Source organism: Pseudarthrobacter sp. MDT3-1, assembly GCF_054510755.1.
The window spans coordinates 13,621-38,225 of record NZ_JBTNDX010000027.1 but is presented as its reverse complement, the minus strand read 5'-3'; the positions used below and the strand labels follow the sequence as shown (position 1 = coordinate 38,225).

25 protein-coding genes and 2 pseudogenes are annotated in these 24,605 nt (G+C 65.9%); 13 read left to right on the top strand and 14 right to left on the bottom strand.

Translation table 11 applies throughout. The features are described 5' to 3' along the window. The first annotated feature begins 71 nt into the window (after nucleotides 1-71). The 6 genes from ACX80X_RS17610 to ACX80X_RS17585 all read left to right on the top strand — a co-directional run bounded on the left by ACX80X_RS17610 (nucleotide 72) and on the right by ACX80X_RS17585 (nucleotide 6,534). Nucleotides 72-1,115 (top strand): NAD(P)-dependent alcohol dehydrogenase, encoded by a 1,044-nt coding sequence (locus tag ACX80X_RS17610; protein ID WP_252603749.1) that lies wholly within the window; start codon nucleotides 72-74, stop codon nucleotides 1,113-1,115. Between the two features lie 47 nt (nucleotides 1,116-1,162). Then, the gene (locus tag ACX80X_RS17605) at nucleotides 1,163-2,212 is read left to right on the top strand and encodes a LacI family DNA-binding transcriptional regulator (RefSeq protein WP_252603752.1); all 1,050 of its coding nucleotides are present in this window, start codon (nucleotides 1,163-1,165) and stop codon (nucleotides 2,210-2,212) included. 113 nt (nucleotides 2,213-2,325) lie between these two features. Further along, a complete protein-coding gene (locus ACX80X_RS17600; RefSeq protein ID WP_459312877.1) occupies nucleotides 2,326-3,435 on the top strand; it encodes a GTP pyrophosphokinase in 1,110 nt (369 codons plus the stop codon). 156 nt (nucleotides 3,436-3,591) lie between these two features. Next, nucleotides 3,592-4,917 (top strand): glycosyltransferase family 87 protein, encoded by a 1,326-nt coding sequence (locus ACX80X_RS17595; RefSeq protein ID WP_374209951.1) that lies wholly within the window; start codon nucleotides 3,592-3,594, stop codon nucleotides 4,915-4,917. A 61-nt stretch (nucleotides 4,918-4,978) separates the two neighbouring features. Next, a complete protein-coding gene (locus ACX80X_RS17590; RefSeq protein WP_252603837.1) occupies nucleotides 4,979-6,199 on the top strand; it encodes a DUF2029 domain-containing protein in 1,221 nt (406 codons plus the stop codon). 38 nt (nucleotides 6,200-6,237) lie between these two features. Beyond that, on the top strand, nucleotides 6,238-6,534 hold the full coding sequence (locus ACX80X_RS17585; RefSeq protein WP_459312875.1) for a hypothetical protein: 297 nt from the start codon (nucleotides 6,238-6,240) through the stop codon (nucleotides 6,532-6,534). A 42-nt stretch (nucleotides 6,535-6,576) separates the two neighbouring features. Here the strand turns inward: ACX80X_RS17585 and mptB are convergent, their stop codons facing one another. Beyond that, nucleotides 6,577-8,196 (bottom strand): polyprenol phosphomannose-dependent alpha 1,6 mannosyltransferase MptB, encoded by a 1,620-nt coding sequence (gene mptB, locus ACX80X_RS17580; RefSeq protein ID WP_459312873.1) that lies wholly within the window; start codon nucleotides 8,194-8,196, stop codon nucleotides 6,577-6,579. A 213-nt stretch (nucleotides 8,197-8,409) separates the two neighbouring features. On the opposite strand from mptB, the pseudogene ACX80X_RS17575 reads away from it, so the two are divergent. Next, a pseudogene (locus ACX80X_RS17575) lies at nucleotides 8,410-8,577 on the top strand (SulP family inorganic anion transporter); the annotation flags it as partial. Between the two features lie 87 nt (nucleotides 8,578-8,664). Here ACX80X_RS17575 and ACX80X_RS17570 read toward each other — a convergent pair. Continuing rightward, complete coding sequence (locus ACX80X_RS17570; protein WP_252603829.1) at nucleotides 8,665-9,816, bottom strand: GGDEF domain-containing protein; 1,152 nt, start codon at nucleotides 9,814-9,816, stop codon at nucleotides 8,665-8,667. 140 nt (nucleotides 9,817-9,956) lie between these two features. Between ACX80X_RS17570 and ACX80X_RS17565 the strand changes: the two are divergent. The 4 genes and pseudogenes from ACX80X_RS17565 to ACX80X_RS17550 form a co-directional block, all read left to right on the top strand. Further along, nucleotides 9,957-10,598: pseudogene (locus ACX80X_RS17565) on the top strand (ABC transporter ATP-binding protein); the annotation flags it as partial. A 9-nt stretch (nucleotides 10,599-10,607) separates the two neighbouring features. Next, entirely contained in the window at nucleotides 10,608-11,312 is a 705-nt protein-coding gene (locus ACX80X_RS17560) for an alpha/beta fold hydrolase (protein WP_459312871.1), read from the top strand. Between the two features lie 102 nt (nucleotides 11,313-11,414). Next, on the top strand, nucleotides 11,415-11,690 hold the full coding sequence (locus tag ACX80X_RS17555) for a type II toxin-antitoxin system Phd/YefM family antitoxin (protein WP_056347465.1): 276 nt from the start codon (nucleotides 11,415-11,417) through the stop codon (nucleotides 11,688-11,690). Beyond that, complete coding sequence (locus ACX80X_RS17550; protein WP_252609390.1) at nucleotides 11,687-11,980, top strand: type II toxin-antitoxin system RelE family toxin; 294 nt, start codon at nucleotides 11,687-11,689, stop codon at nucleotides 11,978-11,980. Before ACX80X_RS17555 ends, ACX80X_RS17550 begins: the two co-directional genes overlap by 4 nt. 36 nt (nucleotides 11,981-12,016) lie before the next feature. Here the strand turns inward: ACX80X_RS17550 and ACX80X_RS17545 are convergent, their stop codons facing one another. Continuing rightward, nucleotides 12,017-13,243 carry a multidrug effflux MFS transporter gene (locus tag ACX80X_RS17545; protein ID WP_459312869.1) on the bottom strand — a complete coding sequence of 409 codons (1,227 nt, stop codon included), beginning with the start codon at nucleotides 13,241-13,243 and terminating at the stop codon, nucleotides 12,017-12,019. Between the two features lie 163 nt (nucleotides 13,244-13,406). On the opposite strand from ACX80X_RS17545, the gene arfB reads away from it, so the two are divergent. After that, nucleotides 13,407-13,829 carry an alternative ribosome rescue aminoacyl-tRNA hydrolase ArfB gene (gene arfB, locus ACX80X_RS17540; RefSeq protein ID WP_252609388.1) on the top strand — a complete coding sequence of 141 codons (423 nt, stop codon included), beginning with the start codon at nucleotides 13,407-13,409 and terminating at the stop codon, nucleotides 13,827-13,829. Between the two features lie 52 nt (nucleotides 13,830-13,881). Here the strand turns inward: arfB and ACX80X_RS17535 are convergent, their stop codons facing one another. The 9 genes from ACX80X_RS17535 to ACX80X_RS17495 form a co-directional block, all read right to left on the bottom strand. Next, entirely contained in the window at nucleotides 13,882-14,943 is a 1,062-nt protein-coding gene (locus ACX80X_RS17535; protein WP_252614908.1) for a HoxN/HupN/NixA family nickel/cobalt transporter, read from the bottom strand. Next, complete coding sequence (locus ACX80X_RS17530) at nucleotides 14,944-15,813, bottom strand: urease accessory protein UreD (RefSeq protein WP_459309750.1); 870 nt, start codon at nucleotides 15,811-15,813, stop codon at nucleotides 14,944-14,946. It lies immediately after the preceding gene. Beyond that, nucleotides 15,810-16,424, bottom strand: a complete 615-nt coding sequence (gene ureG, locus ACX80X_RS17525; protein ID WP_056347453.1) for an urease accessory protein UreG — start codon at nucleotides 16,422-16,424, stop codon at nucleotides 15,810-15,812. Before ureG ends, ACX80X_RS17530 begins: the two co-directional genes overlap by 4 nt. 42 nt (nucleotides 16,425-16,466) lie before the next feature. Continuing rightward, complete coding sequence (locus ACX80X_RS17520) at nucleotides 16,467-17,177, bottom strand: urease accessory protein UreF (RefSeq protein WP_252609382.1); 711 nt, start codon at nucleotides 17,175-17,177, stop codon at nucleotides 16,467-16,469. Beyond that, nucleotides 17,158-17,643, bottom strand: a complete 486-nt coding sequence (ureE, locus tag ACX80X_RS17515) for an urease accessory protein UreE (RefSeq protein WP_252609381.1) — start codon at nucleotides 17,641-17,643, stop codon at nucleotides 17,158-17,160. The genes ACX80X_RS17520 and ureE overlap by 20 nt, the downstream gene beginning before the upstream one ends. A 24-nt stretch (nucleotides 17,644-17,667) precedes the next feature. After that, on the bottom strand, nucleotides 17,668-19,380 hold the full coding sequence (gene ureC / locus ACX80X_RS17510; RefSeq protein WP_459309751.1) for an urease subunit alpha: 1,713 nt from the start codon (nucleotides 19,378-19,380) through the stop codon (nucleotides 17,668-17,670). Beyond that, nucleotides 19,377-19,724, bottom strand: a complete 348-nt coding sequence (locus ACX80X_RS17505; protein WP_252567740.1) for an urease subunit beta — start codon at nucleotides 19,722-19,724, stop codon at nucleotides 19,377-19,379. The genes ureC and ACX80X_RS17505 overlap by 4 nt, the downstream gene beginning before the upstream one ends. 14 nt (nucleotides 19,725-19,738) lie before the next feature. Further along, nucleotides 19,739-20,041 carry an urease subunit gamma gene (locus ACX80X_RS17500; protein ID WP_252567738.1) on the bottom strand — a complete coding sequence of 101 codons (303 nt, stop codon included), beginning with the start codon at nucleotides 20,039-20,041 and terminating at the stop codon, nucleotides 19,739-19,741. Nucleotides 20,042-20,221: 180 nt separating this feature from the next. Beyond that, nucleotides 20,222-20,608, bottom strand: a complete 387-nt coding sequence (locus ACX80X_RS17495) for a DUF1801 domain-containing protein (RefSeq protein ID WP_459309752.1) — start codon at nucleotides 20,606-20,608, stop codon at nucleotides 20,222-20,224. A gap of 176 nt (nucleotides 20,609-20,784) precedes the next feature. Between ACX80X_RS17495 and ACX80X_RS17490 the strand changes: the two genes are divergently transcribed. Next, the gene (locus tag ACX80X_RS17490) at nucleotides 20,785-21,006 is read left to right on the top strand and encodes a hypothetical protein (RefSeq protein ID WP_459312867.1); all 222 of its coding nucleotides are present in this window, start codon (nucleotides 20,785-20,787) and stop codon (nucleotides 21,004-21,006) included. An 83-nt stretch (nucleotides 21,007-21,089) separates the two neighbouring features. Here the strand turns inward: ACX80X_RS17490 and ACX80X_RS17485 are convergent, their stop codons facing one another. Together ACX80X_RS17485 and ACX80X_RS17480 are read right to left on the bottom strand one after the other, a co-directional pair. Further along, the gene (locus ACX80X_RS17485; protein ID WP_459309753.1) at nucleotides 21,090-22,865 is read right to left on the bottom strand and encodes an acetyl/propionyl/methylcrotonyl-CoA carboxylase subunit alpha; all 1,776 of its coding nucleotides are present in this window, start codon (nucleotides 22,863-22,865) and stop codon (nucleotides 21,090-21,092) included. A gap of 7 nt (nucleotides 22,866-22,872) precedes the next feature. Beyond that, nucleotides 22,873-24,600, bottom strand: coding sequence for a 5-oxoprolinase subunit B/C family protein (locus ACX80X_RS17480; RefSeq protein ID WP_459309754.1), 1,728 nt, complete (start codon nucleotides 24,598-24,600; stop codon nucleotides 22,873-22,875). Nucleotides 24,601-24,605 lie beyond the last annotated feature (5 nt).

The following is a 24,605-nucleotide window of genomic DNA, read 5'->3' as shown; positions in this document are numbered from 1 at the left end:
ACGCAGCCTTCTTCAGCCGATGGAAATAGGGTGATATTGATGCAAAGGCACCCCCTAAACAGGAGAAAAGAATGTTTACCGTTAGTTCCTACGCCGCACCGTCCGCCGCTGAGCCGCTCGTTCCCACGAAGATCGAACGCCGCGACGTCGGCCCCCTTGATGTCCTGATCGACATCAAGTTCGCCGGCATCTGCCACTCTGACATCCACACCGTCCGCGGGGACTGGGGTCCCCAGTCCTACCCATTGGCCCCCGGCCACGAGATCGCCGGCATCGTCACCGAGATCGGCACGGCGGTCACCAAGCACGCTATCGGCGACCGGGTCGGCGTCGGCTGCATGGTCAACTCCTGCCGCGAATGCGTCAACTGCCTCAAGGGCGAAGAGCAGTACTGCCTGAATGGCAACGTCGGCACCTACGGCGCTGTGGACCGCGACGGCACCATCACGCAGGGTGGTTACTCCACGCACGTCGTCGTGACCGAAGACTTTGTTGTGCGGATCCCCGAAGGCATCGAGCTCGACGCCGCCGCTCCCCTGCTGTGCGCGGGCGTCACCACGTACTCCCCACTGCGGCACTGGGGTGCCGGCCCCGGGAAGAGAGTTGCCGTCGTCGGCCTGGGCGGCCTCGGCCACATGGCCGTTAAGCTCGCCCACGCCATGGGCGCGGAAGTCAGCGTACTTTCACAGTCGCTAAAAAAACAGGAGGACGGGCTGAAGCTGGGCGCGGACCACTACTACGCCACCAGCGACGAGACCACCTTTGAGGATCTCGCCGGCAGCTTCGACCTGATCATCAACACCGTGAGCGCATCGATCGACATCAGTGCCTACCTGCAGCTGCTCACCCTCGACGGCGCCCTGGTCAACGTCGGTGCTCCCGCTGAACCGCTCCCGGTCAACGCGTTCGCCCTCATCATGGGCCGCCGCTCCTTCGCCGGCTCCATGATCGGCGGGATCCGCGAAACCCAGGAAATGCTCGACTTCTGCGCCGAGCACAACCTCGGTGCCGAAATCGAAGTCATCCCGGCCAGCAAGATCAACGATGCCTACGAACGCGTCCTTGCCTCCGACGTCCGCTACCGGTTCGTCATCGACACCTCCACTCTCGTCTAGAACACCGGCGGGCAGCACCGGCCCTCCACGCCTACTACGATCGAAGGATGGAATCCGCGGAGCAGGTGCAGCAATCCGTCCGCTCTCGGCGCATCACCGCCGCCATGGTCGCGGCCCGCGCCGGCGTCTCGACGGCGACGGTTTCCCTGGTGGCCAACGGCAAGACTGCCGGCCGCGTTTCTGAGGACAACATTGCCAGAGTGCGGGACGCAATTTCCGAGCTCGGGTACGTGGTGGACGGGATCGGCAGCTCGCTGGCCAAAGGCGTCAGCTCCATCGTGATCCTCGTGTCTCCGGACATCTCCAACCCGTTTTTCGCCAAGGTGATCGCCGGGGTCCGGGAGTCACTCGGGGCTGATTACCAGCTGCTGCTGTCCGTCACCGACGCGGGCGAATTTCCGCAGGCCGGCGACGTCCGGAAGCTGATGGCACTCCGGCCGGCCGGGCTGCTCGTGGGTGCCCCAAACGCCGAATTCCTGGAAGAACTTTCTGCCGCGGGCCCCGTGGTCCTGCTCGATGCCCCAGGGCTGGAAGCCTACGCGCCGTCCGTCAATCTGGACGTTGCACACGGCGCGGGGGAGCTGGCGGGACACCTGGCAAATGCAGGGCATCGGCAGGTGGCCTACGTGGACAGTGTCACCGGCACAGCGACGTTCGCCATCCGCCGCGAAGCCTTCCTGGACGAGGCAGCGGCCCACGGAATATCGGTGGGGCCCGGCCACATCATCAGGACCACCATCGACGTCGGGGCGTCTGCCGCCGCGTTCGCCGCCGCCTGGCCCGCGTGGCAGCAGGCCCGGGTCACCGCCGTCGTCTACTGCACTGACACCCACGCCTATGGGGTGCTGCAGGAAGCGCGGGTGGCAGGCGTCCAGATCCCGGGCCAGCTGGCCATCGCCGGCTTCGATGATCTGCCGTACTCCGCCACCAGCAATCCCAGCCTGACCAGCGTGCATCTGCCGGCGACCTCGTTGGGGCTGAAGGCCGGCGGGCAGCTGCGCCGACTTATGGAAGGCCACCAGCTGGAGCAGCCGCAGCTGACCCTGGAAAGCTCCCTGGTGGTCCGCAACTCCACCTCGGCAACGGCCCCTTCATAGCCAACGCTCTCTCACTTTCCCTAAGAAAGTGAGAGAGCGTTGCCGCATTTCTTAGAATAAGTGAGAGAGCGTCCTGATGGGGTGCTGTCACACCCCCGCCGTAAGCTGGGGGCATGCCGAGTAACTGGGACGCCCTGGACATCAGCCTGCGTGAATCCGTGCAGGAGAACGTGGAGATCTACGAGCGCGTCCGCCCTGCCCTGAAGCTGGTCACCAAGGACGTTCTCCATATCCTCCGCGACATGTTGAAGGACACCGAGGTCACGCCGCTCTTTGTCACCGGGCGCACCAAGTCGGTGGAATCCTTCCGGGAGAAGATCTCCCGGATTGAGGAACCGCTGGAACCCGGCGGACCCCCGGTGCTGAAGTTCCCGGACCCGTTCCGCACCCTCAACGACATGGTGGGCGTGCGCGTCATCACCAAACTGCCAACCGAGAATGCCCTGGTGGCCAACATCATCAAGCGCCAGCGGCAGGTGTTTGACTGCCGCGGGGACCGGGAGAAGGACATCGGTTCCATCGAGTCCGGCACGTACGGCTATTCGAGCCGCCACCTGATCCTGCGCACCATCCAGAACGAGGCGGTGAAGGATTACCAGCAGGCCTTCAACCCGGATATTCCGGCCAACGGCAGCTATTTCTTCGAATGCCAGATCCGCACCGTCTTCGCCCACGCATGGAGCGAGATCGAGCACGACATCCGCTTCAAAGCCGAGGACCCCCGCGCCTGGACGCCGCATTTCGACCGGCAGTTCACCGCCACCGCCGCCATGCTGGAAACAGTGGAAAGCGCCTTCGCGGACCTCCACGAACGCTACGAGGAAGTCCGCAGCTACTGGGACATGGAGGGCGAAGGCGCCGCGCAGCTCACACCCAACCGGATCCGGGACGTCTGGCGCACGCTGCTGCCGCACGTGGACCGCAAAGTGGATGACGACTGGGGCTGGGCCGCCGAGCTCATGGCTGCCCACGGCCTCAACCAGACCGTCCAGCTGGCAGGCCTGCTCAGCGCCCAGCGGATCACCGAGGTCCGCAAGGCACTGGACCACCGCTACTCCCCCGGCCCGGACCGCCTGCTGGATGACCTCCTGCTGTGGCAATACGGCACCAAACACATTGACCTCACCGCAGAGGCGCCCGACGCCGTCCCGCACCCGCGGCGCGACAGCCTCCTGCGGCGGCTCAAACAGATCGTGCGCTACCGCCAGACCAAGTCCGAGTAGACCAATCGCGGAGCCGCAGGATTATTGGGCACCGCTGACATTCAACTACCCTTGACTCATGGTGGAGGCTGTTGTACACGGACCTCCGATGCTCCCGGCTCCAGCCCCGCGGCAAGATCCGGCACGTTTTTGCCCCTCTCTGACAAGGATTCCGCCATTTCCACGGACGCATTCTTCGCCACGCTCACCCGGATCCGCAACGTCATCCTGCCTGCGGCCGCACGGTCCTGGCTGAACACGCCGCGTGGACTGCTCACGGGCTTTATCCTGGTGCACCTGGGCTTCCTGATCTTCGCGGCGCTGCTTTCCCTGCGCGGCGAAGCGTTCAGCGACACGTTCATCTACCGCGACTGGGCCCGGGCCGGTTTCGACGAAGCGAACCTCAGCGGTGGCCCCAGCCCCTGGGTGTACCCCATCCTCGCGCTCATCCCCATGGCGCTGGCAGGGCTTGCCGGCCCCGGACCGTTCTTCTTCCTGTGGGTGCTGATGACCACCCTCCTCAACGGCTGGGCCCTGGCCAAGCTCACGGACCGTGGCCGCAACCAGGACGCCATCCCGGCGGCCTGGTGGTGGCTGATCTTCACGCTGCTGATGGGCTGGCTCGGCTTCGCACGCGTGGACGGCCTCACCGCACCGATCGTCCTGGTGGCCCTGGCCTATGGTGTGGGCCGGCCGTTTGTCGCGTCGGTCCTGCTCGCCGCCGCCACGTGGGTAAAGGTCTGGCCGGCCGCGGTGATGCTGGCCCTGTTCGCCGTGGTCAAGAACCGCCTCCTGGTGGTGCTGGCGGGCGTGGCCACGTCAGCGGTGGTGGTGGCACTTGCCGCCGCGGTTGGCAGTGTGTCCAAGCTGCTGAACTTCCTGACCCAGCAGGGTGACAGGGGCATGCAGCTCGAGGCAACGTTCACCACCCCGTGGCTGTGGCTGTCCGTGCTGAACATCGGCGACTCCCGGATGTACATGAACACCGATATCAACTCCATGCAGGTGGACGGACCCGGCACCGCGGTGATGTCCGTGCTGATGCAGCCGCTCCTCATTCTTGCTGCCCTGCTCGTGGCCGGACTGACCTTCTGGGCGCTGCACAACGGCAAGCTCAACAGCAACGGAAAGGCCGACGGCGGCGTGGACCGTACCGAGCTGCTGCTGGCCGGGGCGCTTACCCTGGCCACCGCCTTTGTGGTGTTCAACAAGGTGGGCTCGCCCCAGTTCATGGTGTGGCTCGCCCCGGCCGTAGCGGTGGGCCTGGCGCACAGCTGGCGTGAGTGGCGGGTCCCCGCGGCCATGCTCATCGCGATCGCGGTGGCCACGTTCTTCATCTACCCGCTGTTCTATGATGCCCTCAGCCACAACAACCCCCTTATGGCCGGTGTGCTGACCATCCGCAACGTCCTTCTGGTGGTCCTGTTCCTGTGGTCGGTCCGGCGCCTGTACTCGCTGGGCAAAAAGACTTCAGCGTCCGTCCCCGCGCTCAAGGAGTCCTGAGATTTCCACAAAGTTCTTCGACCGGCTGGTCAGCGTCCGCCGCACAGTCCTGCCCGCCCGCGTGGTGGACTGGTTCGCCCGTCCGTCCAGCGTCTGGTGGGGCTTCGCGGTCATCCACCTGTATTTCCTCGGCTGGATGGCGTCCTTCTTCCTCAACGGCGATACGTTCAGCGACACCGAGCAGTACCGCCAGTGGGCCATGGACGGCTACAGCCCGGACAGCCTGGACGGCAAGATCAGCCCCTGGGTGTACCCGGTGCTGGCGCAGATCCCCATCTTCCTCGCGAACATTGCCGGACCCAGCCTGTACCTCCTGTGCTGGTTCCTCATCATCACAGGCCTCAACGCCGTCGGGCTTGCATTCCTGACGCGCGGGCCGCGGAAGGTGAAGGGCATCGCCCCGGCCTGGTGGTGGCTGTTTTTCACCGTCTTTATGGGCTACCTCAGCTTCGCCCGGGTGGAGGGAATTACCGCCCCCATCGTGCTGATTGCCCTGCTGTACGCGGCCGAACGCCCCGTGGTGGCAGGGATCCTGCTGAGCGTGGCCACCTGGCTCAAGGTGTGGCCGGCAGCGGTCCTGGTGCCGATCGTCATTGCCAGCCGGAAACGGATCCAGGTGCTGGTGTCCGGCGTCGCAGTCACCGCCGTCGTGGGCCTGGGCACGTACCTGTCCGGCGGCCTGCCGCACATCATGGACTTCCTGACCAACCAGGGCGAGCGCGGCATGCAGCTGGAAGCCACATTCTCCACGCCGTGGGTGTGGCTCAGCGTGTTCAACATCGCCGGTTCCAAGATGGCGGACAACACGGCCATCAACTCCACCGAGGTCTACGGCCCGGGCGCGGACGTGGCCGCGTTCCTGATGCAGCCCCTGCTGATCCTCGCCGCCGTGGTGGCCGCCGTCCTGCTGGTCCGGGCGCTGAACCGGGGCGCCGAGCGGGAGGAACTCTTCCTCGAGGGCGCCCTGATGATGACCACGGCGTTTATCGTGTTCAACAAGGTGGGATCGCCGCAGTTCATCATCTGGCTGGCCCCGGTGATCATCGCCGGCCTCACGCACGACTGGGAGCGGTGGAAGGTCCCTGCCACGCTGCTGATGGGCATTGCCCTGACCACGTTTGTGATCTACCCGCTGTTCTACACGCCCCTCATCCACGCCCACCCGGTCATGGCCGCCATCCTGACCACGCGCAACGTGCTCCTGGTGGTGCTGCTGTGGTGGTCGGTGAAGCGGACCGCGGAGCTGGGCCGCAAATCGCAGGCGGTCCCGCAGGCCGCCTGATGTGGGCCGCCTGACCCGGGCCGCACTAGGGTAGTGCCATGACCGCGGGGGCAGACAACACAAACAGGCCGGGGTTCCGCCGCTGGCTGCCGCTGCTGGCACCGCTCCTTGCTGCAGCAGCCGTTGCTACAGGACTTGCTGCCATCCTGGCGCCCCGGCAGGAGATCGGGTGGTTCGCCTACGCGCCCCTGTCCAACCAAACCTTCACAGCGGACACGATAGTCCTGATGGACAGCGGTGCACGGGCCGGTTATTTACTCATTGCAATGGGCCTGCTGACACTGGCGTTCTGGTTGGGATACCGCTTGGGTCTCCGGCGCCAGCCAGCGCATTAGTTCGGCTCGTCAACTCTCAGGACCTGACGAAGCCGGCGCGCCTCAGCGGGCGCTGCGGCGCTGGTCCAGGACCCAACGCCAACCACGCCGGGCCCAGTCCAGGGGTTTACCCTCGATCAGCAACTTCCGCGTGTGGATGTCCAGGACCAGCAGATAGAACGTGAACAGCAGCGCCGTCACGAACGCCAGCGACGACGCGTCAATGGCCAGCTCCACAAAGGACCAGATCGAGAGCTGGTCCTGTGCGCCGAACACCACAAAGAACGTCACGCCCACGTAGAGGCACCGGATCTGCCAGTCGTTCCGGATGCCCGTCACAGCCAGGAACGGCAGGAACCAGAGGATGTACCAGGGCTGGATGATGGGCGAAAGCATCACGACGGCGGTGAACGCCAGGGCCAGCCGGCGCACCGCCCGCGAGTAGTCGCCGCGGAACATCAGCAGCAGGACCAGCCCGATGGCCGCCCACTTCATGCCCGTCCGCAGCAGGTCCGCGATGGTGCCGCCCGGCAGTCCCAGCACGTTGCCGAGGAACTCCACCTGCTGCCCCAGGAACCCTGACGGCGAATAGCCGGTGTACCCCGGCGTCGGGTCCATGATGGCCCAGACCCAGCCCAACCCGAGGTTGTACGGGATCCCGCTGACGGCCAGAACGGCGAAACTGATTCCCGCCGTCGCTCCCCAAATAAGGAACTTCCGCGTCCACGAGGCGGCGTGCCCCGCCCACATGACCCCGATGAACGGTAGCAGCAGCACGGTGATCGGCTTGATCCCGATGGAGGCCGTGACAAGGAGGATTCCGGCCATGTAGCGCTTCGTCGCGGCGAAGTAGACACCGGCGACGGCGAGGCCCACCATGAGTGCGTCGTTGTGGGCGCTGGCCACGAAACTGATGAGGAACAGCGGGTTGGCCACCGCGATCCAGAGTGCCCGCGCGCCGTTGATGCCGTGCAGTTCGGCCAGCTTGGGCACGTAAATGACGCAGAGCAGAACCCCTGCGCCGGCGATCAGGCGGAACAGCAGGACGGACACGTCGGGCTGTGCCCCTGTCAGCTCCACCACGCCGCGGGCGAGCCACAGGAAGTAGGGCCCGTAGGGGGTCCTGTTCTCGGCCCAGGCCGGATCCGCGCCGAGGGCAAACCAGTTGTTGAGGGTGGAAATGCCCACGGCGTAGGGGTTCTGGCCTTCCATGACCAGGCGGCCCTGGCCGGTATAGGCATAGACATCGCGGGAGAAGATGGGGACGGCCAGCAGGAGCGGCAGGGACCAGGCGGAGATGGCTATGACCACCGAACGCAGCGAGTGTTCGCCCCAGTCGTCCAGGCGCTGGCCCAGCCGCAGCCAGGACCGCATCAGGAGCATCGCCCCCACCGTCAGGAGCACGGTGGACAGCGTCACCCCCCAGCCTTCGGTCCGCAGGGCGATGACCACCGGCTGGCGGATCATGGGTGAGCCGTTGGCGATCCAGCCGGTTCCGATCGAGCCCACAAACATCATGAGGGCGCCGAGGAACCCCTGCCAGGTGGCGATGTACACCCGGCGCCTGGTGGGGGGAGCTACAGCGGGCACGGCAGACTTCGGAAGCTCCGTGCCGGCCGCTGTCTTTTTCGACGGACCGGGGACGCTCTCCGAAGTGCTGATGTGTGAACCGCCTGCCGTCATGTCTTGTGTGGTCCCCTACTTACGTTACGGCGCTGGCTGGACTAGCTATAGGCCGGTCTACAACCCAGTTATTTTAGCAGTTGGCTTGGCGCGTGCCCCAGACTGGTAGGGGCGGACGTGCCCCCTATTTCGCAATGAGGCGTCGCGCCGCCCCATCCCCGCCTAAGAATGAAGCCACCACTGCCGGCTTCACCAGCACGATTGGACCCAGCCATGGCCGCACGAAGCGTCCCCGATGCCCGGACCAGCACGCCGCAGCAGCTCCAATCAGTCCGCGCCACCCTTCGCTCCCCACGGCGGCTCAAGACCGAGGCGCTGGCGGGCCTGGTGGTGGCGCTGGCACTGATCCCGGAAGCTATCGCCTTCTCCGTGATCGCGGGCGGAACGGGCTGGAAGTGGAGCTGATCGGGCTTAATGCCGCCAGCATTCAGATGCGGACGCGGCTGGCGGGAAAGCTCAACTGACGGGCTAGCCCCGCGGGTCGCTGTGGACGGAGCGGTTCCGGCCCAACGACTTGGCCATATAGAGGGCCCGGTCAGCGGCGGCGATGAGGTCTTCCACATCGGAGGTCCCGGCGTCGTACAGTGCCACACCGTAACTGACGGTGGGCATCTCCAGCCCGTCGGCAGTGGGGACCTCAGCCAGGCGCCGGCTGACCTCCCCCGCTGTTTTTTGCGCCCGGTCGGCGGAGGCGCCCGGGATGAGGAGGATGAACTCTTCCCCGCCGTACCTGCCCACAAGATCCGTTGACCTGACGGTGTCCCGGCAGGCGCCAGCGAAAGCCTGCAGCGCGAGGTCACCGGCGGCATGGCCGTGGGTATCGTTGACTGCCTTGAAGTGGTCCAGGTCAGCAAGGATCAGGGCGCCCGTTCCCTGGGTGACGGCCCTGTCATTCAACAGTTCCGCGGCCAGGTCCAGGAAAGCTTTGCGGTTGAGCAGCCCCGTGAGATCGTCCCGGGTGGCCACCATCCGCAGGGCCCGGGTCTGCTGTTCGTTGCTCAATGCGGCCATGCTGAAGGACACCACCACCAGCAGCACCATGGTCACCAACGTGGTCACTGCGGACCCGAAATACGTGACGAACGTGGGTCCATTCGGGCCCTCCAGGAGGAAGTACACCAGCCGGCCGAAATAAAACGCGGACAACCCGGCCGCCGCGGCAGCCATGGGGACCCGGACGCGCGAATATCCCGGCTCCAGCCGCCAGAGTTCCCGGGAAGCAAGCCCCACCGTCAGGCACATCGCGGCGAGGAAGACCGGGCCGCCGGACCAGGTGTTGGTGCCGGGATGGTCGACGGCGGATGCCACCAGCGTGACCACCGGCAGCCCCGTGAAGATCCAACGGAGCGGCCGCACGTCCCGGAGCGAGCGTGCGCCGGCCCAGACGGCTACACCGCCGAGGACCAGCAGGACGTTGCCCAGAGTGTTGGCCCACCACTGGTGTGGGGTTCCGTTGAGCAGGAAAGCGGTGGATCCGGACAGGAAGAACACCAGAGCGAGGCACCACCAGCCGCTGTACGGCGAGCGTGTGTAGCGGTAGGCCGAAAAGTAGAACAGCAGCACCAGGACCAAAGCCATCAGGCCGAACGCGACCCGCAGCGTCGCTGTATCCAAGACCATTTCAGAAGTTCCCCCGGCTGCCGAGTGATGCAAACCTCAGTATTGCACCGCCGTCGGACATTTTCGCCTCATAAGGATGATCCGTCGTTGCGTGGCCAGTTCGATGGCGGAGGTCCGGTTGTCCACGCCGAGCTTGCCGTAGCCTCCAAGTCGCAGCGGGCCGGATGGTCTCGCTGGTGGGCCCGTCCGGCTCGGGCAAATCAAGCCTCCTGGCAGTCGCCGCCACCCTGGTCCGCCCCACCAGCGGCGACGTGATCGTTGACGGGATCAACACCGCGGGGCTGAAGGACAGGGAACTGACCGCGCTGCGCCGGGAGAAGGTGGGCATCATCTTCCAGCAGCCCAACCTCCTGGCGTCCCTGACCGCCGTCGAGCAGTTGATGATTGGCCACCACCTGCGTGGCAAACCGCTGAGGGCCGCGCGTTCGCGCGCCGCGGGACTCCTGGATCTGGTGGGGCTGGCCGCGTCCGCGGACAAGCGTCCGCACCAGCTCTCGGGCGGGCAGCGGCAGCGGGTGAACATTGCCCGGGCCCTGATGGGCAGTCCGAAAGTGCTGCTGGTTGACGAGCCGACGGCGGCGCTGGACCACGCGCGCAGCGCGTCGATCGTCGGGCTGCTGCGCCGGGTCACCGACGAGTTCCAGGTGGCCACGGTGATGGTCACGCATGACACGGAATTCGTCCCGCTGACCGACGCCGTCGCTGTAATGCGCGACGGCGGCCTGACCGCCCCGGTCTTACCCGGCGCCGGCACCTTACTTAGCGCAGGCGCCGCGGAGTAGGGTTCCGTCATGGACATCATCCTGGTACCCGGTTTCTGGTTGGACGCGTCGTCGTGGGAGAAGGTGACGCCTGCCCTGGAGGCGTCGGGGCACACAACCCATCCACTGACTCTTCCCGGCCTTGAATCTGTGGACGCACCGCGTGGCGGCATCACTCTGAAGGACCATATTGCCGCCGTCGTAAACGTTCTGGACGGTCTCGACGGAAAGGTGGTCCTCGTGGGGCACTCCGGTGGTGGCGCGGTCATCCACGGCGTGGCGGACGCACGGCCGGACCGCGTTGCCCGGAATATTTACGTGGACAGCGGACCCCTGGGCGAGGGCGGCGTCATCAATGACGGGCTGCGCACCGAGGGCGACGATGTGCCCCTGCCGCCGTGGGATGGCTTCGATGACGCCGATCTGGTGGACCTCACCGATGAGTTGCGCGCGTCATTCCGGGCGCGCGCCATCCCCGAGCCCAGGGGCGTTGCGCATGGCCGGCAGCGGCTGCATGACGTCCGCAGGTACGACGTTCCGGCGACTGTGATCGCGTGCCAGTTCCCGTCGTCGCTCCTCACCGAATGGATCGACGCCGGCCATCCCTTCACCGCCGAGCTGGCCCGCATCCGCGACGTCGAGTACGTGGACCTCCCCACCGGGCATTGGCCCCAGTTCACCAAGCCTGTGGAACTGGGCCAGGCGATCCTGGCGGCGGTGGAGCGGACGGGGTGACGCGGCGGATCTAAGCAGTGACATCAGCTGAGCCTCCGCGAGTTCAATTATCGGCTAAAAGTCAGGCCATTAAATAGCCTGACTTCAGGCTATAATCACAGTATGAAAACCGTGCCCCTTAGCGAAGCCAAGGACAAGCTTTCCGCACTCGTGGAGGAGGCGGACAAGACGCATGAGATCATCCAGATCACCCGCCACGGGCACCCGTCAGCGGTGTTGATGTCCGCTGACGACCTCGAGTCACTCCAGGAAACCATCCACTGGCTATCGCAGCCGGACATCAGGACAGATTTGGAACAGGCCCGGCGCGACATCGAGGCAGGGAACACCGTCAGCGGCGATGACCTGCGCCGAGAGTTTGGGCTACCGCCGAGGTGACTGAGGAACCATCGAACGAGCAGGGCCCCTGGAGAATCGAAGTTACCAGCCCCGCGCTGAAGGGGTTTCGTCGGCTGCCGGAGAAGGCTGCTGCCGCAATTGTCGAATTCGTTACTGGAGTTCTGGCCGACAATCCACGCCGGCTCAGCAAGCCCCTCACAAGTGAACTCCTGAGCCTGCGCACCGCACGCCGCGGTGACTACCGCGTGTTGTTCACCCTCGATGTTGAAGAGCACACCTTATATGTCCACCGCATCGAGCACCGCGCGGACGTCTACAAGCCTCGCTGACAAAGACCCATAGACAGTGTGCGAGTGTGGTCCGGGTCAGCGAATTCGATCCTGACCACGCCGCCTCTTGACCAGCCACAGGCAAAGCACGGCCGCTGCCGCTGAAGCGGTCGCGACGATGCCGAGGGGGACGGCGTCGTTGGCGCCGCCGATGCCCACCAAGGGAGCGGCGATGCCGCCGAAGGCGTACCGGGCCAGTCCCAACAATGAGGATGCCGTCCCAGCGATATCGGGATAATCCTTGAGGGCAAGCGACGTGGCCGGCGGGCTGGTGACGGCCACGCCGCTGACCATGGTGAACAGGGACAGGACAATGGCAATCAGCGGCAGGTGCAGGGCCGCCGCCGCCAGCAGCCCCAAGGCGCCGGCCGCCGTCATTATCAGGCCCGCGGTGAGCGTCCCACGTTCGGACCACCGTTCAGCGAGCCGGCCGGCGATGAACCCGAAGACCACAAAGCCCAGTGAATTCAGGCCGAACGCGAACGAGTAGCCCTGCGGGGAGAGCCCATACATGCCTTGGAGTATGTAGGTTGCCCCGCTCAGATAGGCGAAGACCGCCGAGTACGTGAAACCGGTGATCAGCACGGCCCCGACGAATACGCGGTCAGCGAGGAGCCGGCGGAAACCGTGGAGGGTCTGCGAAAACCCTCCGGTCACCCGGCGGTTCGCCGGCAGGGTCTCCTGGAAGACCACCAATGACGCCAGCAGGACGGCGACGCCGACGGCTGCGAGAAATAGGAAGACTCCGCGCCAGTCGGTGACGGTGGCGAGTTGCCCGCCGATGACCGGGCCGATGATGGCGGCCAGTCCGCCGAGAACCGTGAGGCGGCCGTAGTAGCGAATGAGTTTGGCGCCCGAGTAGACGTCCCGCCCGGCGGCCTGCGCAATGACGATGCCCACGGCTCCGGCGAGGCCTTGGACAAACCTCGCGACGATGAGCGTCTCAACGGTCGGGCTGATCGCACAAAAGACAGAAGTGACCGTGTACGCAACGACACCGATCAGCAGCGGCGTCCGCCGCCCGAGGCGGTCCGAGAGCGGCCCCGCTACTAATTGGCCGATGGCGAGGCCCAGCAGACAGGCGGTGATGGTCAACTGGGCCACCGACGTCGTGCTTTGCAGCTCAGCGGTGAGGGCTGGGAGGACCGGGAGGTAGAGGTCCATGGAGATGGGACCGAAGATGGTCAGCAGGCCAAGCACAATCGCCAGGGGGCGGCCGACTGTCTGCTCGCGTGCGGGAATCGGGGTTACGACGGCGGTCACGCTGGCTCCGGTCTGTGGGTAGGGGCAGGACTGCGGTTCACGTTCAATACAACGCGGTCATGCCTGTCCTAGCGAGGGCTCTGGTTATCAGGGGTCTGCCAGTACCTCCCTCCCCTGCCGCAGCCGTAGCGGGTAAGCGCCCATAGTGTGCAACGCTGGTTGCATGGATCTGGAGGTGTCGCCCGCGCTCACGATTCCGGCGTCGGAACTCCGCTGGCGGTTCTCGCGGTCGTCCGGGCCAGGCGGTCAGCACGTCAACACGACAGACAGCCGTGCGGAAGTCTCGTGGAACATCGCCGGCTCCGCCGTGCTCACGGATGACCAGCGGCTGATGCTGCTCAGGCGGCTTGGACCACGCCTCGTCGCCGGGGTGATCACCGTGGCCTCCTCCGAGCAACGCTCCCAGCTGCGCAACCGAGAGACCGCCCTGGCGAAGCTCGCCGAGCTTGTGGCGGAAGGTCTGGCACCCGAAGGCCCCCGCCGTCGGGCGACCAAACCCACCCGGGGTTCGAACCGCCGTCGCCTCGCCGCCAAGGAGCAGCGGTCGGCGACGAAACGGCAACGGCAGCGGCCGTCCGCCGAGTAGCGCGGCCCCCGGCCTGGCGCCGGCGGCACCAAGGCGATCCCGCCGTGGAGCCCTATCCCTGCGGGTTTCCGCCCGTTGTGGCTGAGGCGGCGTCGCCGACGCGGCGCACCCCGGTATGCGCACCCCAGATGAACAGCAGCAGCGCCACGAGGACCAGCCCGGCGTGGCTGAGGTCGAGTTCGGCAAGGAAGGTGGTCACCGGGTCGGTGAGTCCGAGCATCGCGTGCAGTACGCCTGCGATGGTGATGATCGAGATGAACAGGGCAGAGGCTGCGGACACACCTGTGATGATCATGTTGAAACCGATACGGCGTTTGGGGTCCACAACGGCGCTTCGGTACATCTTCATCATCGCGACGCCGTTCACCGTATCGCATAAGGTCATAGCCGCCATGAAGCCGAAGGGCAGGGCCATCAGCGCGACCGGGGAGATGCCGGCGAGGGCGGCCGTCGCCGTGAGGAGCAGGAACGCGATGGTCGAGGCCGTGTCGAAGCCGAGGCCGAAGAGGAAGCCCAGGACAAAGATGTCACGTGGGCGGTTGACGCGGGAGAGCGGTTTGTCGAGCAGGCGGGCCACGAGCCCGGTCGGTGCCAGCGCCTCGCGCGTGACGGTGGCACCGTCCTTGACCCGGCGGTACAACAAGGCGGTACGCCGGAACGCGGCGGCGTTGTAAACACCGATGGTCAGCAGGAACAGGCCCGAGACAGATGCCCCGGTAATGCTCAAAACCATGTTCGCGGACGAGCCGTCATTAAGTGCGTCCTGAATGATGCCGGCACCACTGACCACAAGCACGCCGGCAAGCACGACGACCATGCTGTGGCCCATGCTGAAGGCGAAGCCCACGCTGACGGGGCTGCGGCCTTGGGCGGCGAAGCGGCGGGTGGAGTTGTCGATCGCCGCAATGTGGTCCCAGTCGTAGCTGTGCTTCACACCGGCCAGGTAGGCGGTGATGAGCAGGCCGAGCACCACAGGGTTGTGGTTTGTGCGCAGTGAATCGGCCAGCAGCGCGAGCATAACGATGTGGAGGGCGGCGACTGCCGCGAAGGTGACCGCCAAGCGGCGGGCCGTCGGGAGGGCTTCCCGCTCGTGGTGGTTCAAGAGGGCTTTCATTTAGTACTTTCGCAGGTTGAGGCGGGGCTGGCCGTGCCAGCGGAACCGCAGAAAATCGATGCCGGCGCGGATGGCGGCGTCCAGCGGCTCGGTGGCGTGGGACAGGGCTCGCATAGCCAGGCCGCCGTCGAGCAGTGACATGCCCAGCTTGCAGCCGTCGGCAAGGGGCACCAGCAACTCATGCAGCTCGTTCAGCAGCGCGGCGTCCACGCGGGCATCCATAACCAGGAGGGAACCGACGTGGGTGTAGTCCTCGAGGAAGGCCATGCCGTCTATCGGGGCGGCACCGGTCAGCGGACGGATCAGCAGGTTGTCGAGCACCGCCAGGCGCCCGTCGACCGAGATCTCGTTCCGCAGGCGGATTTCGTCGTAGCCGAACAGGGCGCCGTCCGGTGACCAGCCCGGCGTGACGATCTCGGCCATCACCAGCGAGGCGCTGCCGTGCATCTCAATCACGGTGGCCTGCCGGTAAGTCGCCCCGCGGTAGGCGATCAGCGGGTCCGGCACAGATTCCAGGCTCGCGTTAGGACCGAGCCGGATGTGCGTCCGCTGTTCAGCGCGGGTCTCGGGCGTGCGGTAGACCTTTGTCGCTGACTGTGTGGTCAGCAGGAGCCGGGCCCCTGTTTCCACAGTGATGTCGATTTCATACTCGTCGCCACCGACGTACCCGCCCCCGGGATTGACCACCACGTAGCAGACCTGGCTGGTGTCATCGAGGTAGTGCGGCCGCAGGATACGCAGCGCGCCCTGGTGGTACTGGCTCGTGGCGATGCAGCGGTCGCCACGCACACCCACGGTGAGGGCGAGAGTACCGGCGAGTTCGACGGCGGCGCGGCGCACCGGGAGTTCGGGCGCCGGCGCACCCGTCACTGGCGGAGATCAAGCATGAGCACGTCGCGCCTGATCCAGTTGATGACGTGCTCCAGGCCTTCGTCGGTCTTGAGGTTGGTGAAACAGTAGGGCTTGTTGCCGCGGAACTCGAGAGTGTCCGCCTCCATCACGGAGAGGTCAGCACCCACATACGGGGCCAGGTCCATTTTGTTGATGATGAAGAAGTCGGACTTGATCATTCCCTGGCCGGCCTTGCGCGGGATTTTTTCGCCCTGCGCCACGTCGATGATGTAGATCGAGAAGTCCACAAGCTCCGGGCTGAACGTGGCCGAAAGGTTGTCTCCCCCGCTTTCAATGAAGACGACTTCGAGGCCGGGGTGGCGCAGCCGCAGCTCCTCCACAGCGGCCGAGTTCATCGACGTGTCCTCTCGGATGGCCGTGTGCGGGCAGCCGCCGGTTTCGATGCCGATGATGCGGTCCAGTGGCAGGATCCCGTTGGCCGCGAGGATCTTGGCGTCCTCGATGGTGTAGATGTCGTTGGTGATGGCGGCCATCGAGATCTCGGCGCTGAGGTGGCGGGTCAGGCGTTCCACGAGCTGGGTCTTGCCTGCGCCGACAGGACCGCCGACGCCGATTTTGATGAGTTTCATGGTGCTCCTTGCTACGTATTGGGTACGGCGAACCGCGGACTGCTAAGACATAAACATGCGGACGCGCTGGCGTTCGTGGCGCATCTGGGCGATTTCGAGACCCGGGGCCGTGATCCCGAAGTCGTCGGCATCCAGTGCCTGGATCCGGCGGACGGCATCCATGATCCTGGGATGTGTTCCCAGCAGCACACGCTGCCCGGCGTCCTGCCCGATGGGGATGGCTCGGATGGCGTTTTGGGTCAGCGACGTGACCGCCGTGAAGAGGTAGCTCGCGAGCAATTCCTCCAGCGGGACGCCCAACTGCCGGCCGGCGACGCCGAACGCGACGGCCGGATGCCCGGCGCACCGCCCGGATCCGACGTCGGCCGCGTAGCCCGCGAGCCGGGCACCCGGCGCCACGGTACCGGCGATGGCCAGCATCCGTGCGCCCATCTTGGTCCCCGCCTCGCGGACCTCACGGGGCAGCGCCGCCGCGGCGATCATCCGGTCGACCCGGGCAATATCGTCAACCGAGGACGCCTCGTACGCCAGGCGCAGGGCGAACCCGTCACTGTAGGTCAGCTGGATGCTCACAAACTGGCTCAGCCAGCTGGCGAAGCTCACTTCGCCGTCGATGAGGCCACGTTCCAGGAACGTTTCCATCCCGAAGGAATGGCTGAACCCGCCGGTTGGGAGCGCGGAGTCAGAGAGCTGCAACAGCGGCAGCAGGTACGACGGCGGCTCGTTCACGCGCTCAGTGGGTGTGTTCGGCATGGCGGAACGGCACGGGCACCACACGCTCCTGGCGCGAGTACGGCACGCCAACGTGGATCAGGTAGTCCTCGATCGTGTGGTCGTACTGCACCACCATCACCTCCGCGGCATATTCACTGTCGGCGTCGAAGAACTGCGCCTGCATGTGCCGGTTGCCGAGGTTGTGCGCAACAACCCCCATTTCACGGATGCTGCGCGCTGCGATAACAAGGACGTTGGTTGCCAGCGCAGTCACCACGATGACAGTTTTGTCGTCGCGGAACAGGATGTCGCCGTCGCGGAGATCCCGCACCGGGCCTGCGGCATCGCTGAGCCGGATGCCCAGTTCACGGCCGTGGTCGGTGGTCACCCGCTGGATTTTCTTGACGAGTTCCGCGCTCGGCAGCAGAACCTGCTCCTCATGGAGGCCAGCCAGCTCGTCCTCGGGGAGATCATGCCGGTTGGCGATGACGTGGTCGATGATCATATATGCCCCCTTAGGGATATGTGTCTAAAAGAGGAAGTAGCGCTGCGCCATGGGCAGCACCGTCGAGGGCTCCGCCGAGATTGGCTCGCCGTCGACAGTCACCTCGTAGGTTTCCGGGTCAACGCCGATATCCGGCGTCGCGCCGTTGTGCTTCATGTCTGCCTTGGTGAGGGTACGGATACCGCTCACCGGCCGGATCACGCGGCGCAGGCCCAACTGCTCGGGGACTCCGGCGGCGATGGCGGCCTGGGAAAGAAACGTGATCGATGAGGCATGTACCGCGGTGCCGAGTGCCCCGAAGTTGCCGCGCAGGGTGCGTGGCTGCGGCGTGGGGATGGAGGCGTTGGGATCCCCCATGACGCTCATGACCGCCTGCCCGCCCTTGAGCACGAACTCGGGCTTGACGCCGAAGAACATCGGGTCCCAGAGCACAAGGTCGGCAAATTTGCCCTCTTCGACGCTTCCGACCGAGTCCGCGATGCCGTGGGCGATCGCCGGGTTGATCGTGTATTTGGCCACGAAGCGTTTGAGCCGGAAGTTGTCTCCCACCTCGGGGTCGCCGTCGAGCTTTCCGCGTTGGCGCTTCATGGCGTCCGCTACCTGCCAGGTGCGCAGGACCACCTCGCCGACCCGGCCCATGGCCTGGGAGTCGGAGCTGGTGATGGAGAAGATGCCCATGTCGTGCAGCACGTCCTCCGCTGCGATGGTCTCCTCGCGGATACGCGAATCGGCGAAGGCCACATCCTCGGGGATGTCCGGGCTCAGGTGGTGGCAGACCATCAGCATGTCGAGGTGTTCGTCGATGGTGTTGACCGTGTACGGCAGGGTGGGATTGGTCGACGCCGGCAGGACGTTGGGCAGCGCCGCGATCTTGATGATGTCCGGGGCATGCCCGCCGCCGGCGCCTTCGGTGTGGAACGTGTGGATGACGCGGCCGCCGATGGTCCGGATGGTGTCTTCGACGAAGCCGCACTCGTTGAGCGTGTCGGAGTGGATGGCCACCTGCACGTCATACTCGTCAGCCACGCGCAATGACATGTCGATCGAGGACGTGGTGGCGCCCCAGTCCTCGTGCACCTTCAGCCCGATGGCCCCGGCGCGGATCTGTTCCGCGAGGGGCTCCATGGCGCTGGCGTGGCCTTTGCCGAGCAGGCCGATATTGATCGGCAGGTTCTCAACCGCCTGAAGCATGCGCGAAATGTGCCAAGCGCCCGGAGTAACGGTGGTGGCCTTGGTCCCTTCGCTCGGTCCGGTACCGCCACCGATCAGCGTGGTGATCCCTGACGCCAAGGCCACCGGCACCTGATCGGGGCTTACGAAGTGCACGTGCGTATCAATGCCGCCGGCGGTGAGGATCTTGCCCTCGCCCGCGATGATGTCGGTAGCGACACCGATGGTGATGTTCACACCCTGGGAAATCTGGGGGTTTCCAGCCTTGCCGATTTTGAAGATGTGCCCGTCGCGCAGGGCCACATCGGCTTTGTAGATGCCGGTGTAGTCCAACACGATCACGTTCGTGATCACGGTGTCCGGGATGTCGTCGTCGCGGACCAGCTGCCCGTTCTGGCCCATGCCGTCACGGATGACCTTGCCGCCGCCAAACACGACTTCTTCACCGTAGTTGGTGTGATCGTGCTCAATCTCGAGGAACAGATCAGTGTCCGCCAGGCGAACTGCGTCTCCCGTGGTGGGGCCGTAGAGGTCCGAGTACTGTTTGCGGCTCAGCTCGAAGCTCATTTGGTGTCGTCCTGCAGGGAGATCAGGCCGCGGCTCGGCTCGAGCGGGCCGTTGATGCGGTCCCGGAATCCGAACACCGCACGCTCGCCCGAGAGAGCAAGCAAGTTGACCGTCTTGGCATCACCGGGCTCGAACCGCACAGCAGTGCCTGCCGGGATGTCCAGCCGGAAGCCGTGGGCCGCATCCCGGTCGAACTCGAGGGCATCGTTCACCTCGAAGAAATGATAGTGGGACCCCACCTGGATTGGGCGGTCACCGCGATTGATCACGGCCAGGGCGCGGGGAATGAGGCCCGCATTGCACGTGATGGGCTCCGGGCGGAGGACGTATTCGCCGGGTTTCATGGGTTCTCCTTCGCCTAGCGAATGGGGTTGTGCACGGTGACGAGCTTGGTGCCGTCCGGGAACGTCGCCTCGACCTGGACGTCATGGATCATGTCGGCGACACCTTCCATGACATCTTCCCTGGTCAGGATGGTGGTGCCATAGCTCATAAGATCGGCGACCCGGCGTCCGTCGCGGGCGCCCTCGACCAGCTCATAGGTAAGGATCGCGATGGATTCCGGATGGTTGAGCTTAAGTCCGCGCTTCTGCCGCCGTCGTGCAAGATCGGCAGCAACCACAATCATCAGTTTTTCGCTTTCGCGTGGCGTTAGATGCATAAAAAGCCTCCTAATCATTCGCGATAAATCGCGAGCTCCCACTCGTTATCTACAACCGGCCTAAGAAGCGACCGGGAGGCCCGTGGATGACTGAAGACTATCAGAATCATGTCAGGGCACCGCCAGCCAAAGCCGTCGAATCATGCACTCACTGCCGGTATGCGCAGGTCAACCCGCAGGTCAGGCTCGAACCCACTCCCGCACCAGCGCCACGAATTCCTCCTGCCGGGCCGCCGCGGCCTCCGCGCTTGGAAAAATCACCTGGCCGCGGTCCTGCCCGATCATTTCCAACAGCCCGCTCCATTTAGAGGGATCAAAATCGAAGTCATCCTCGATGGTCTTGGCACCGCGGTGAAAAATCAGCTGCACGTGATGAAGCGGCCGCAAGTTGAAGGTGACCCGGTCAACAGATTCGAAACAGAAGCTGGGTGCCTTCCACTTAATGCGCTCCGTTATGGCGTCATCCGCGTCCAGGACAGCCAGCCGAAGGCGCTCAATCACAGGCTTCAACGGTTGGTCCAGCGACTCAAGAAAAGAGTCAACCACCAGGTTTCGATTTAGTGTCATGACGCATAGTCAAGCACCTTCGTCTTCAATCCCCACCGGCGCGGATCCAGGCTGCGCCGCAGGCCGTAGTACTGGAGTGTGTTTCATCTGGGGATCGGGTAGTTTCGGGGCCCCGGGATCCGCGGTGATGCTGCCGCCGGGTTGTGACTGTTGTTTCGTTCAAGCAAAGGATGATCATGGCCGTTTCAATTGAGCTGGGCAGGAAACTCGACAAGGACTACGAGAACAAGAGCCTGGAGGAAGCCCTGGACGCCCCGCCGTCCGCACTGGCCGGCCTCACGGACAAGCACGCTGAAGTCCTCGCCAGCATGGGGATCAAGACGGTCCGCGATCTCGGCAGCAACAAGTACTTTGCGATGGCAGGCGTGCTGGTGGCCCTGTCCAAGCACGTCGACTGAAGTACCTCTACACGTCAGGAAAGGTCCGGCGGGGTGAGAACACGGCCGGACCTTTTCGCTGGAGCCAGGCATGCCCGAACGGCTCAGCCGATCAGCGCCAGCACGGCGCCGGCGTTCACAACCCCGCCGGCTTCTGCGCGGATCCCGGCCAGCGTACCGGCGCGGTGGGCGGTCACCTGGGTCTCCATCTTCATCGCCTCAAGAACGACGACGGCGTCCCCCGCCGACACTTCGGCGCCCGGCTCCACGAGCCACTTGACCACGGTCCCGGCCATGTCGGCCCGCAGCTCGCCGGAATCAGCGGCACCCGCCGCAGCGTCGCCGTCGGCAGCGCCATCGAAACCAGCCCCGTCCAGGGAAACCCCCGCAGGAACGGCCGCACCGGAGCGCGCCCAGCCATCCAGCAGGTCAGCGGGAAGGCCGACGGCGAGGCGCCGGCCGTCGATGTCGACGGTAATGGTGCGCCGCTCACCGTCCGGAACGGACGTACCGAACTCCGGATCCGCCGCGATGGAATCCGCGAAGTCAGTCTCGATCCAGCGCGTGTGGATGCCCAGCGCGGTCTCGGACGTGAAGTCCGGCGCCTGGACAACGGCCCGGTGGAACGGCAGGACGGTGGCCACGCCGGTGATTTCCATTTCGGCGAGGGCACGGCGGGCACGGCGGAGCGCCTGCTGCCGGTCGGCGCCGGTGACGATCAGCTTGGCCAGCAGGGAATCGAACTGCGGAGCAACAACCGAACCGGAGCGGACCCCGGAGTCCAGCCGGATACCCGGACCCGTCGGGCCGCTGAACGTCGCGATGGTGCCGGGCGACGGCAGGAAGCCCCGGCCCACGTCCTCCGCGTTGAGCCGGAACTCGAATGAGTGGCCGCTCGGTTTGGGATCGGCGGTGAAGCGCAGCGGCTCGCCGGCGGCGATCCGGAACTGCTCCTGGACCAGGTCCACGCCGGTGGTCTCCTCGGTGATGGGGTGCTCCACCTGCAGTCGCGTGTTCACCTCGAGGAACGCGACGGTGCCGTCGGCGGCCACCAGGAACTCCACCGTCCCAGCCCCCGAATAGGAGGCTTCGCGGCACACTGCCTTGGCGGCGTCGTAAATCTGTTGGGTCTGCGCTTCGGTCAGGAAGGGTGCAGGCGCCTCTTCCACCAGTTTCTGGTGCCGGCGCTGCAGCGAGCAGTCGCGGGTGCCCACCACCAGCACGTTGCCGTGCTGGTCCGCCAGCACCTGCGCCTCCACATGCCGGGGCCGGTCCAGGTACCGCTCCACAAAGCACTCGCCGCGGCCAAAGGCCACCACCGCTTCACGGACCGCGGAATCGAAGGACTCCTCGATCTGGTCCATCTCGCGGACCACCTTCAGCCCGCGTCCACCGCCGCCGAACGCCGCCTTGATGGCGATCGGCAGGCCGTGCTCCTCGGCGAACTTGCGGACCTCCGCGGCCGAATCCACCGGACCGTCGCTGCCGGCCACCAACGGGGCTCCGGCGCGGACAGCGATCTCGCGCGCCGTGATCTTGTTGCCCAGCTTGAGGATGGCGTCCGGATTTGGGCCGATCCAGGTCAGGCCGGCGTCCAGGACCGCCTGTGCAAAGCCAGCGTTCTCGGACAGGAAGCCGTAGCCCGGGTGCACCGCGTCGGCCCCGGACTCCGCGGCCACGCGCAGGATGTTGGGGATATCGAGGTACGTTTCCGACGGCGCGTTGCCCCCCAGGCTGTACGCCTCGGTGGCGGCGCCCACGTGCATGGCGTCGGCATCAACGTCCGCGTAGACAGCCACGGACTCCAGTCCGGCGTCCTCGCAGGCGCGGGCGATGCGGACGGCGATTTCTCCGCGGTTGGCGATCAGGACCTTGCGCATCAGTTGCTCACTTCGTCTGGGAATCTTTTGTCTGGGAAACGCCGGGGGAAGAATCGGAAAAGCCGGTGGGCAGCCCGTAGCCGGGAGCCCAGCGGAACCGGATGGACCCGCCGATGGGAACCTGGGCGGCCAGGTCCAGCTGGTGGTCCACCACCACCCCGATGACCGGGTAGCCGCCGGTGATGGGGTGGTCGGCCAGAAAGAGCACCGGCTGTCCCTCCGGCGGGATCTGCAGTGCGCCGGCCATGGTTCCCTCGCTGGGCAGCTCCCCGTCCCGGCTTCGGCTGAGCGGCTGGCCGTCCAGGCGCATGCCCACGCGGTTGGAGCGGGGCGTCACCGCCCAGTCCTGGGCGCAAAGGGATTCCAGTGCTGCGGCGTCGAACCAGTCCTCGCGGGGCCCGGGCACGATGTCAAGGACCGTGACGCCGGTGTCCGGGAAGTCGGGCTGCAGTTCGGGGTTGCCCACCACGTTGGAGGACGTTGCAGCGCCAGCGCCCAGCAGCTGCCCGGCGGCCAGCGGCGCAGGCCCGATCCCGGACATGGTGTCCGTGGACCGGCTCCCCAGCACCGTGTCCACTGCTGCCCCGCCGCGGATGGCCAGGTAGCTGCGGAAGCCACGCTCGGGTGCGCCGATGGTCAGGATCTCGCCGTCCAGCAGGGCAAACGCCGTGGCCATGGGTACCTCGCGCACCTGCTCGGACTGGTCAAACTCGGACTGGTCGCCTTCGTCTTCAGCCACCGGATCGGGAGAATACGACGGCGTCACAACAGTCAGAGCCGACGGTGCGCCGGCCACTGCCAGCACCTGGTCCCCCACGGCCTGCACGCGCAGCCCGCCGGCAACGGATTCGACGACGGCGGCCGACGGGTCGTTGCCCACGATCCGGTTGGCGCGTCGCAGGGAGGAGCGGTCCAGCGCACCGGCCGAGGACACGCCGAGCCCGGCGTGACCGGGGCGGCCGAGGTCCTGGATCAGGCTCTGGAGCCCGGGCGACAGGATCAGCAGGCCGGACTGAATGTCCGGTTTCCGGGCAGCCAAGGCTTGGGAAGCCGAGGCAGCAACACGCGGTGCCGTAACTTCAATGAGCTCGCGTACCGCCTGGAACTGCACGCGGTCACCGGGCGCGGCCAGGGCCGGCTGCTCCCGGCTGAGGTCCCACATGGTAGCCGCGGTGCGGCCGATCAGCTGCCAGCCGCCCGGGGACTTCCGCGGGTACACGGCCGAATAGTTGCCGGCCAGGGCCACCGAACCTGCGGGGACGGCCGTGCGGGGCGAACTCCGGCGCGGGACTTCCAGTACCTGGTTCTCCCCCACCATGTAGCTGAAGCCCGGCGCGAAGCCGCCGAATGCAACCGTCCAGACCTGCCCGGTGTGGGCCGCAATGACGCCGTCAGTGCCCAGCCCGGTGAGCCGCCCCACTTCCGCGAGGTCGTCGCCGTCGTACACGGTCTCAATCTGCACCAGTTTGCCTTCGGCGTGGGACTGGACCGTCAGGTCCATCTCCAGCAGCCGGGCCGTCATCCTGCGCGCCGCAGCGGGTGAATCCGCCTTCACCATCACGGTTTCGGCGGCGGCCAGGACGTCCACCTGGCCGGGCAGCGGCTGCTCCAGCAGGAGGGCCTGCAGGGCCAGGACGTCGTGGAGCCCGGAGAGTTCGGCGAGCACCGCCGTCGTACCTACCGGCCGGACGGCGAGCACGCGGGCCGCGGAAGCTGGCTTAGTGACTGTTTCCATGGGGA

Coding starts and splice junctions, on each gene's coding strand:
- ACX80X_RS17535 (WP_252614908.1), bottom strand. CDS start 14,943: ATGAAAGCCCTCTTGAACCACCACGAGCGGGAAGCCCTCCCGACGGCC.
- ACX80X_RS17555 (WP_056347465.1), top strand. CDS start 11,415: ATGAAAACCGTGCCCCTTAGCGAAGCCAAGGACAAGCTTTCCGCACTC.
- ACX80X_RS17520 (WP_252609382.1), bottom strand. CDS start 17,177: ATGCCGAACACACCCACTGAGCGCGTGAACGAGCCGCCGTCGTACCTG.
- ACX80X_RS17570 (WP_252603829.1), bottom strand. CDS start 9,816: ATGGTCTTGGATACAGCGACGCTGCGGGTCGCGTTCGGCCTGATGGCT.
- ACX80X_RS17605 (WP_252603752.1), top strand. CDS start 1,163: ATGGAATCCGCGGAGCAGGTGCAGCAATCCGTCCGCTCTCGGCGCATC.
- ureE (WP_252609381.1), bottom strand. CDS start 17,643: ATGATCATCGACCACGTCATCGCCAACCGGCATGATCTCCCCGAGGAC.
- ACX80X_RS17610 (WP_252603749.1), top strand. CDS start 72: ATGTTTACCGTTAGTTCCTACGCCGCACCGTCCGCCGCTGAGCCGCTC.
- ACX80X_RS17560 (WP_459312871.1), top strand. CDS start 10,608: ATGGACATCATCCTGGTACCCGGTTTCTGGTTGGACGCGTCGTCGTGG.
- ACX80X_RS17500 (WP_252567738.1), bottom strand. CDS start 20,041: ATGCATCTAACGCCACGCGAAAGCGAAAAACTGATGATTGTGGTTGCT.
- arfB (WP_252609388.1), top strand. CDS start 13,407: ATGGATCTGGAGGTGTCGCCCGCGCTCACGATTCCGGCGTCGGAACTC.
- mptB (WP_459312873.1), bottom strand. CDS start 8,196: ATGACGGCAGGCGGTTCACACATCAGCACTTCGGAGAGCGTCCCCGGT.
- ACX80X_RS17495 (WP_459309752.1), bottom strand. CDS start 20,608: ATGACACTAAATCGAAACCTGGTGGTTGACTCTTTTCTTGAGTCGCTG.
- ACX80X_RS17480 (WP_459309754.1), bottom strand. CDS start 24,600: ATGGAAACAGTCACTAAGCCAGCTTCCGCGGCCCGCGTGCTCGCCGTC.
- ureG (WP_056347453.1), bottom strand. CDS start 16,424: ATGAAACTCATCAAAATCGGCGTCGGCGGTCCTGTCGGCGCAGGCAAG.
- ACX80X_RS17600 (WP_459312877.1), top strand. CDS start 2,326: ATGCCGAGTAACTGGGACGCCCTGGACATCAGCCTGCGTGAATCCGTG.
- ACX80X_RS17485 (WP_459309753.1), bottom strand. CDS start 22,865: ATGCGCAAGGTCCTGATCGCCAACCGCGGAGAAATCGCCGTCCGCATC.
- ACX80X_RS17585 (WP_459312875.1), top strand. CDS start 6,238: ATGACCGCGGGGGCAGACAACACAAACAGGCCGGGGTTCCGCCGCTGG.
- ureC (WP_459309751.1), bottom strand. CDS start 19,380: ATGAGCTTCGAGCTGAGCCGCAAACAGTACTCGGACCTCTACGGCCCC.
- ACX80X_RS17490 (WP_459312867.1), top strand. CDS start 20,785: ATGGCCGTTTCAATTGAGCTGGGCAGGAAACTCGACAAGGACTACGAG.
- ACX80X_RS17505 (WP_252567740.1), bottom strand. CDS start 19,724: ATGAAACCCGGCGAATACGTCCTCCGCCCGGAGCCCATCACGTGCAAT.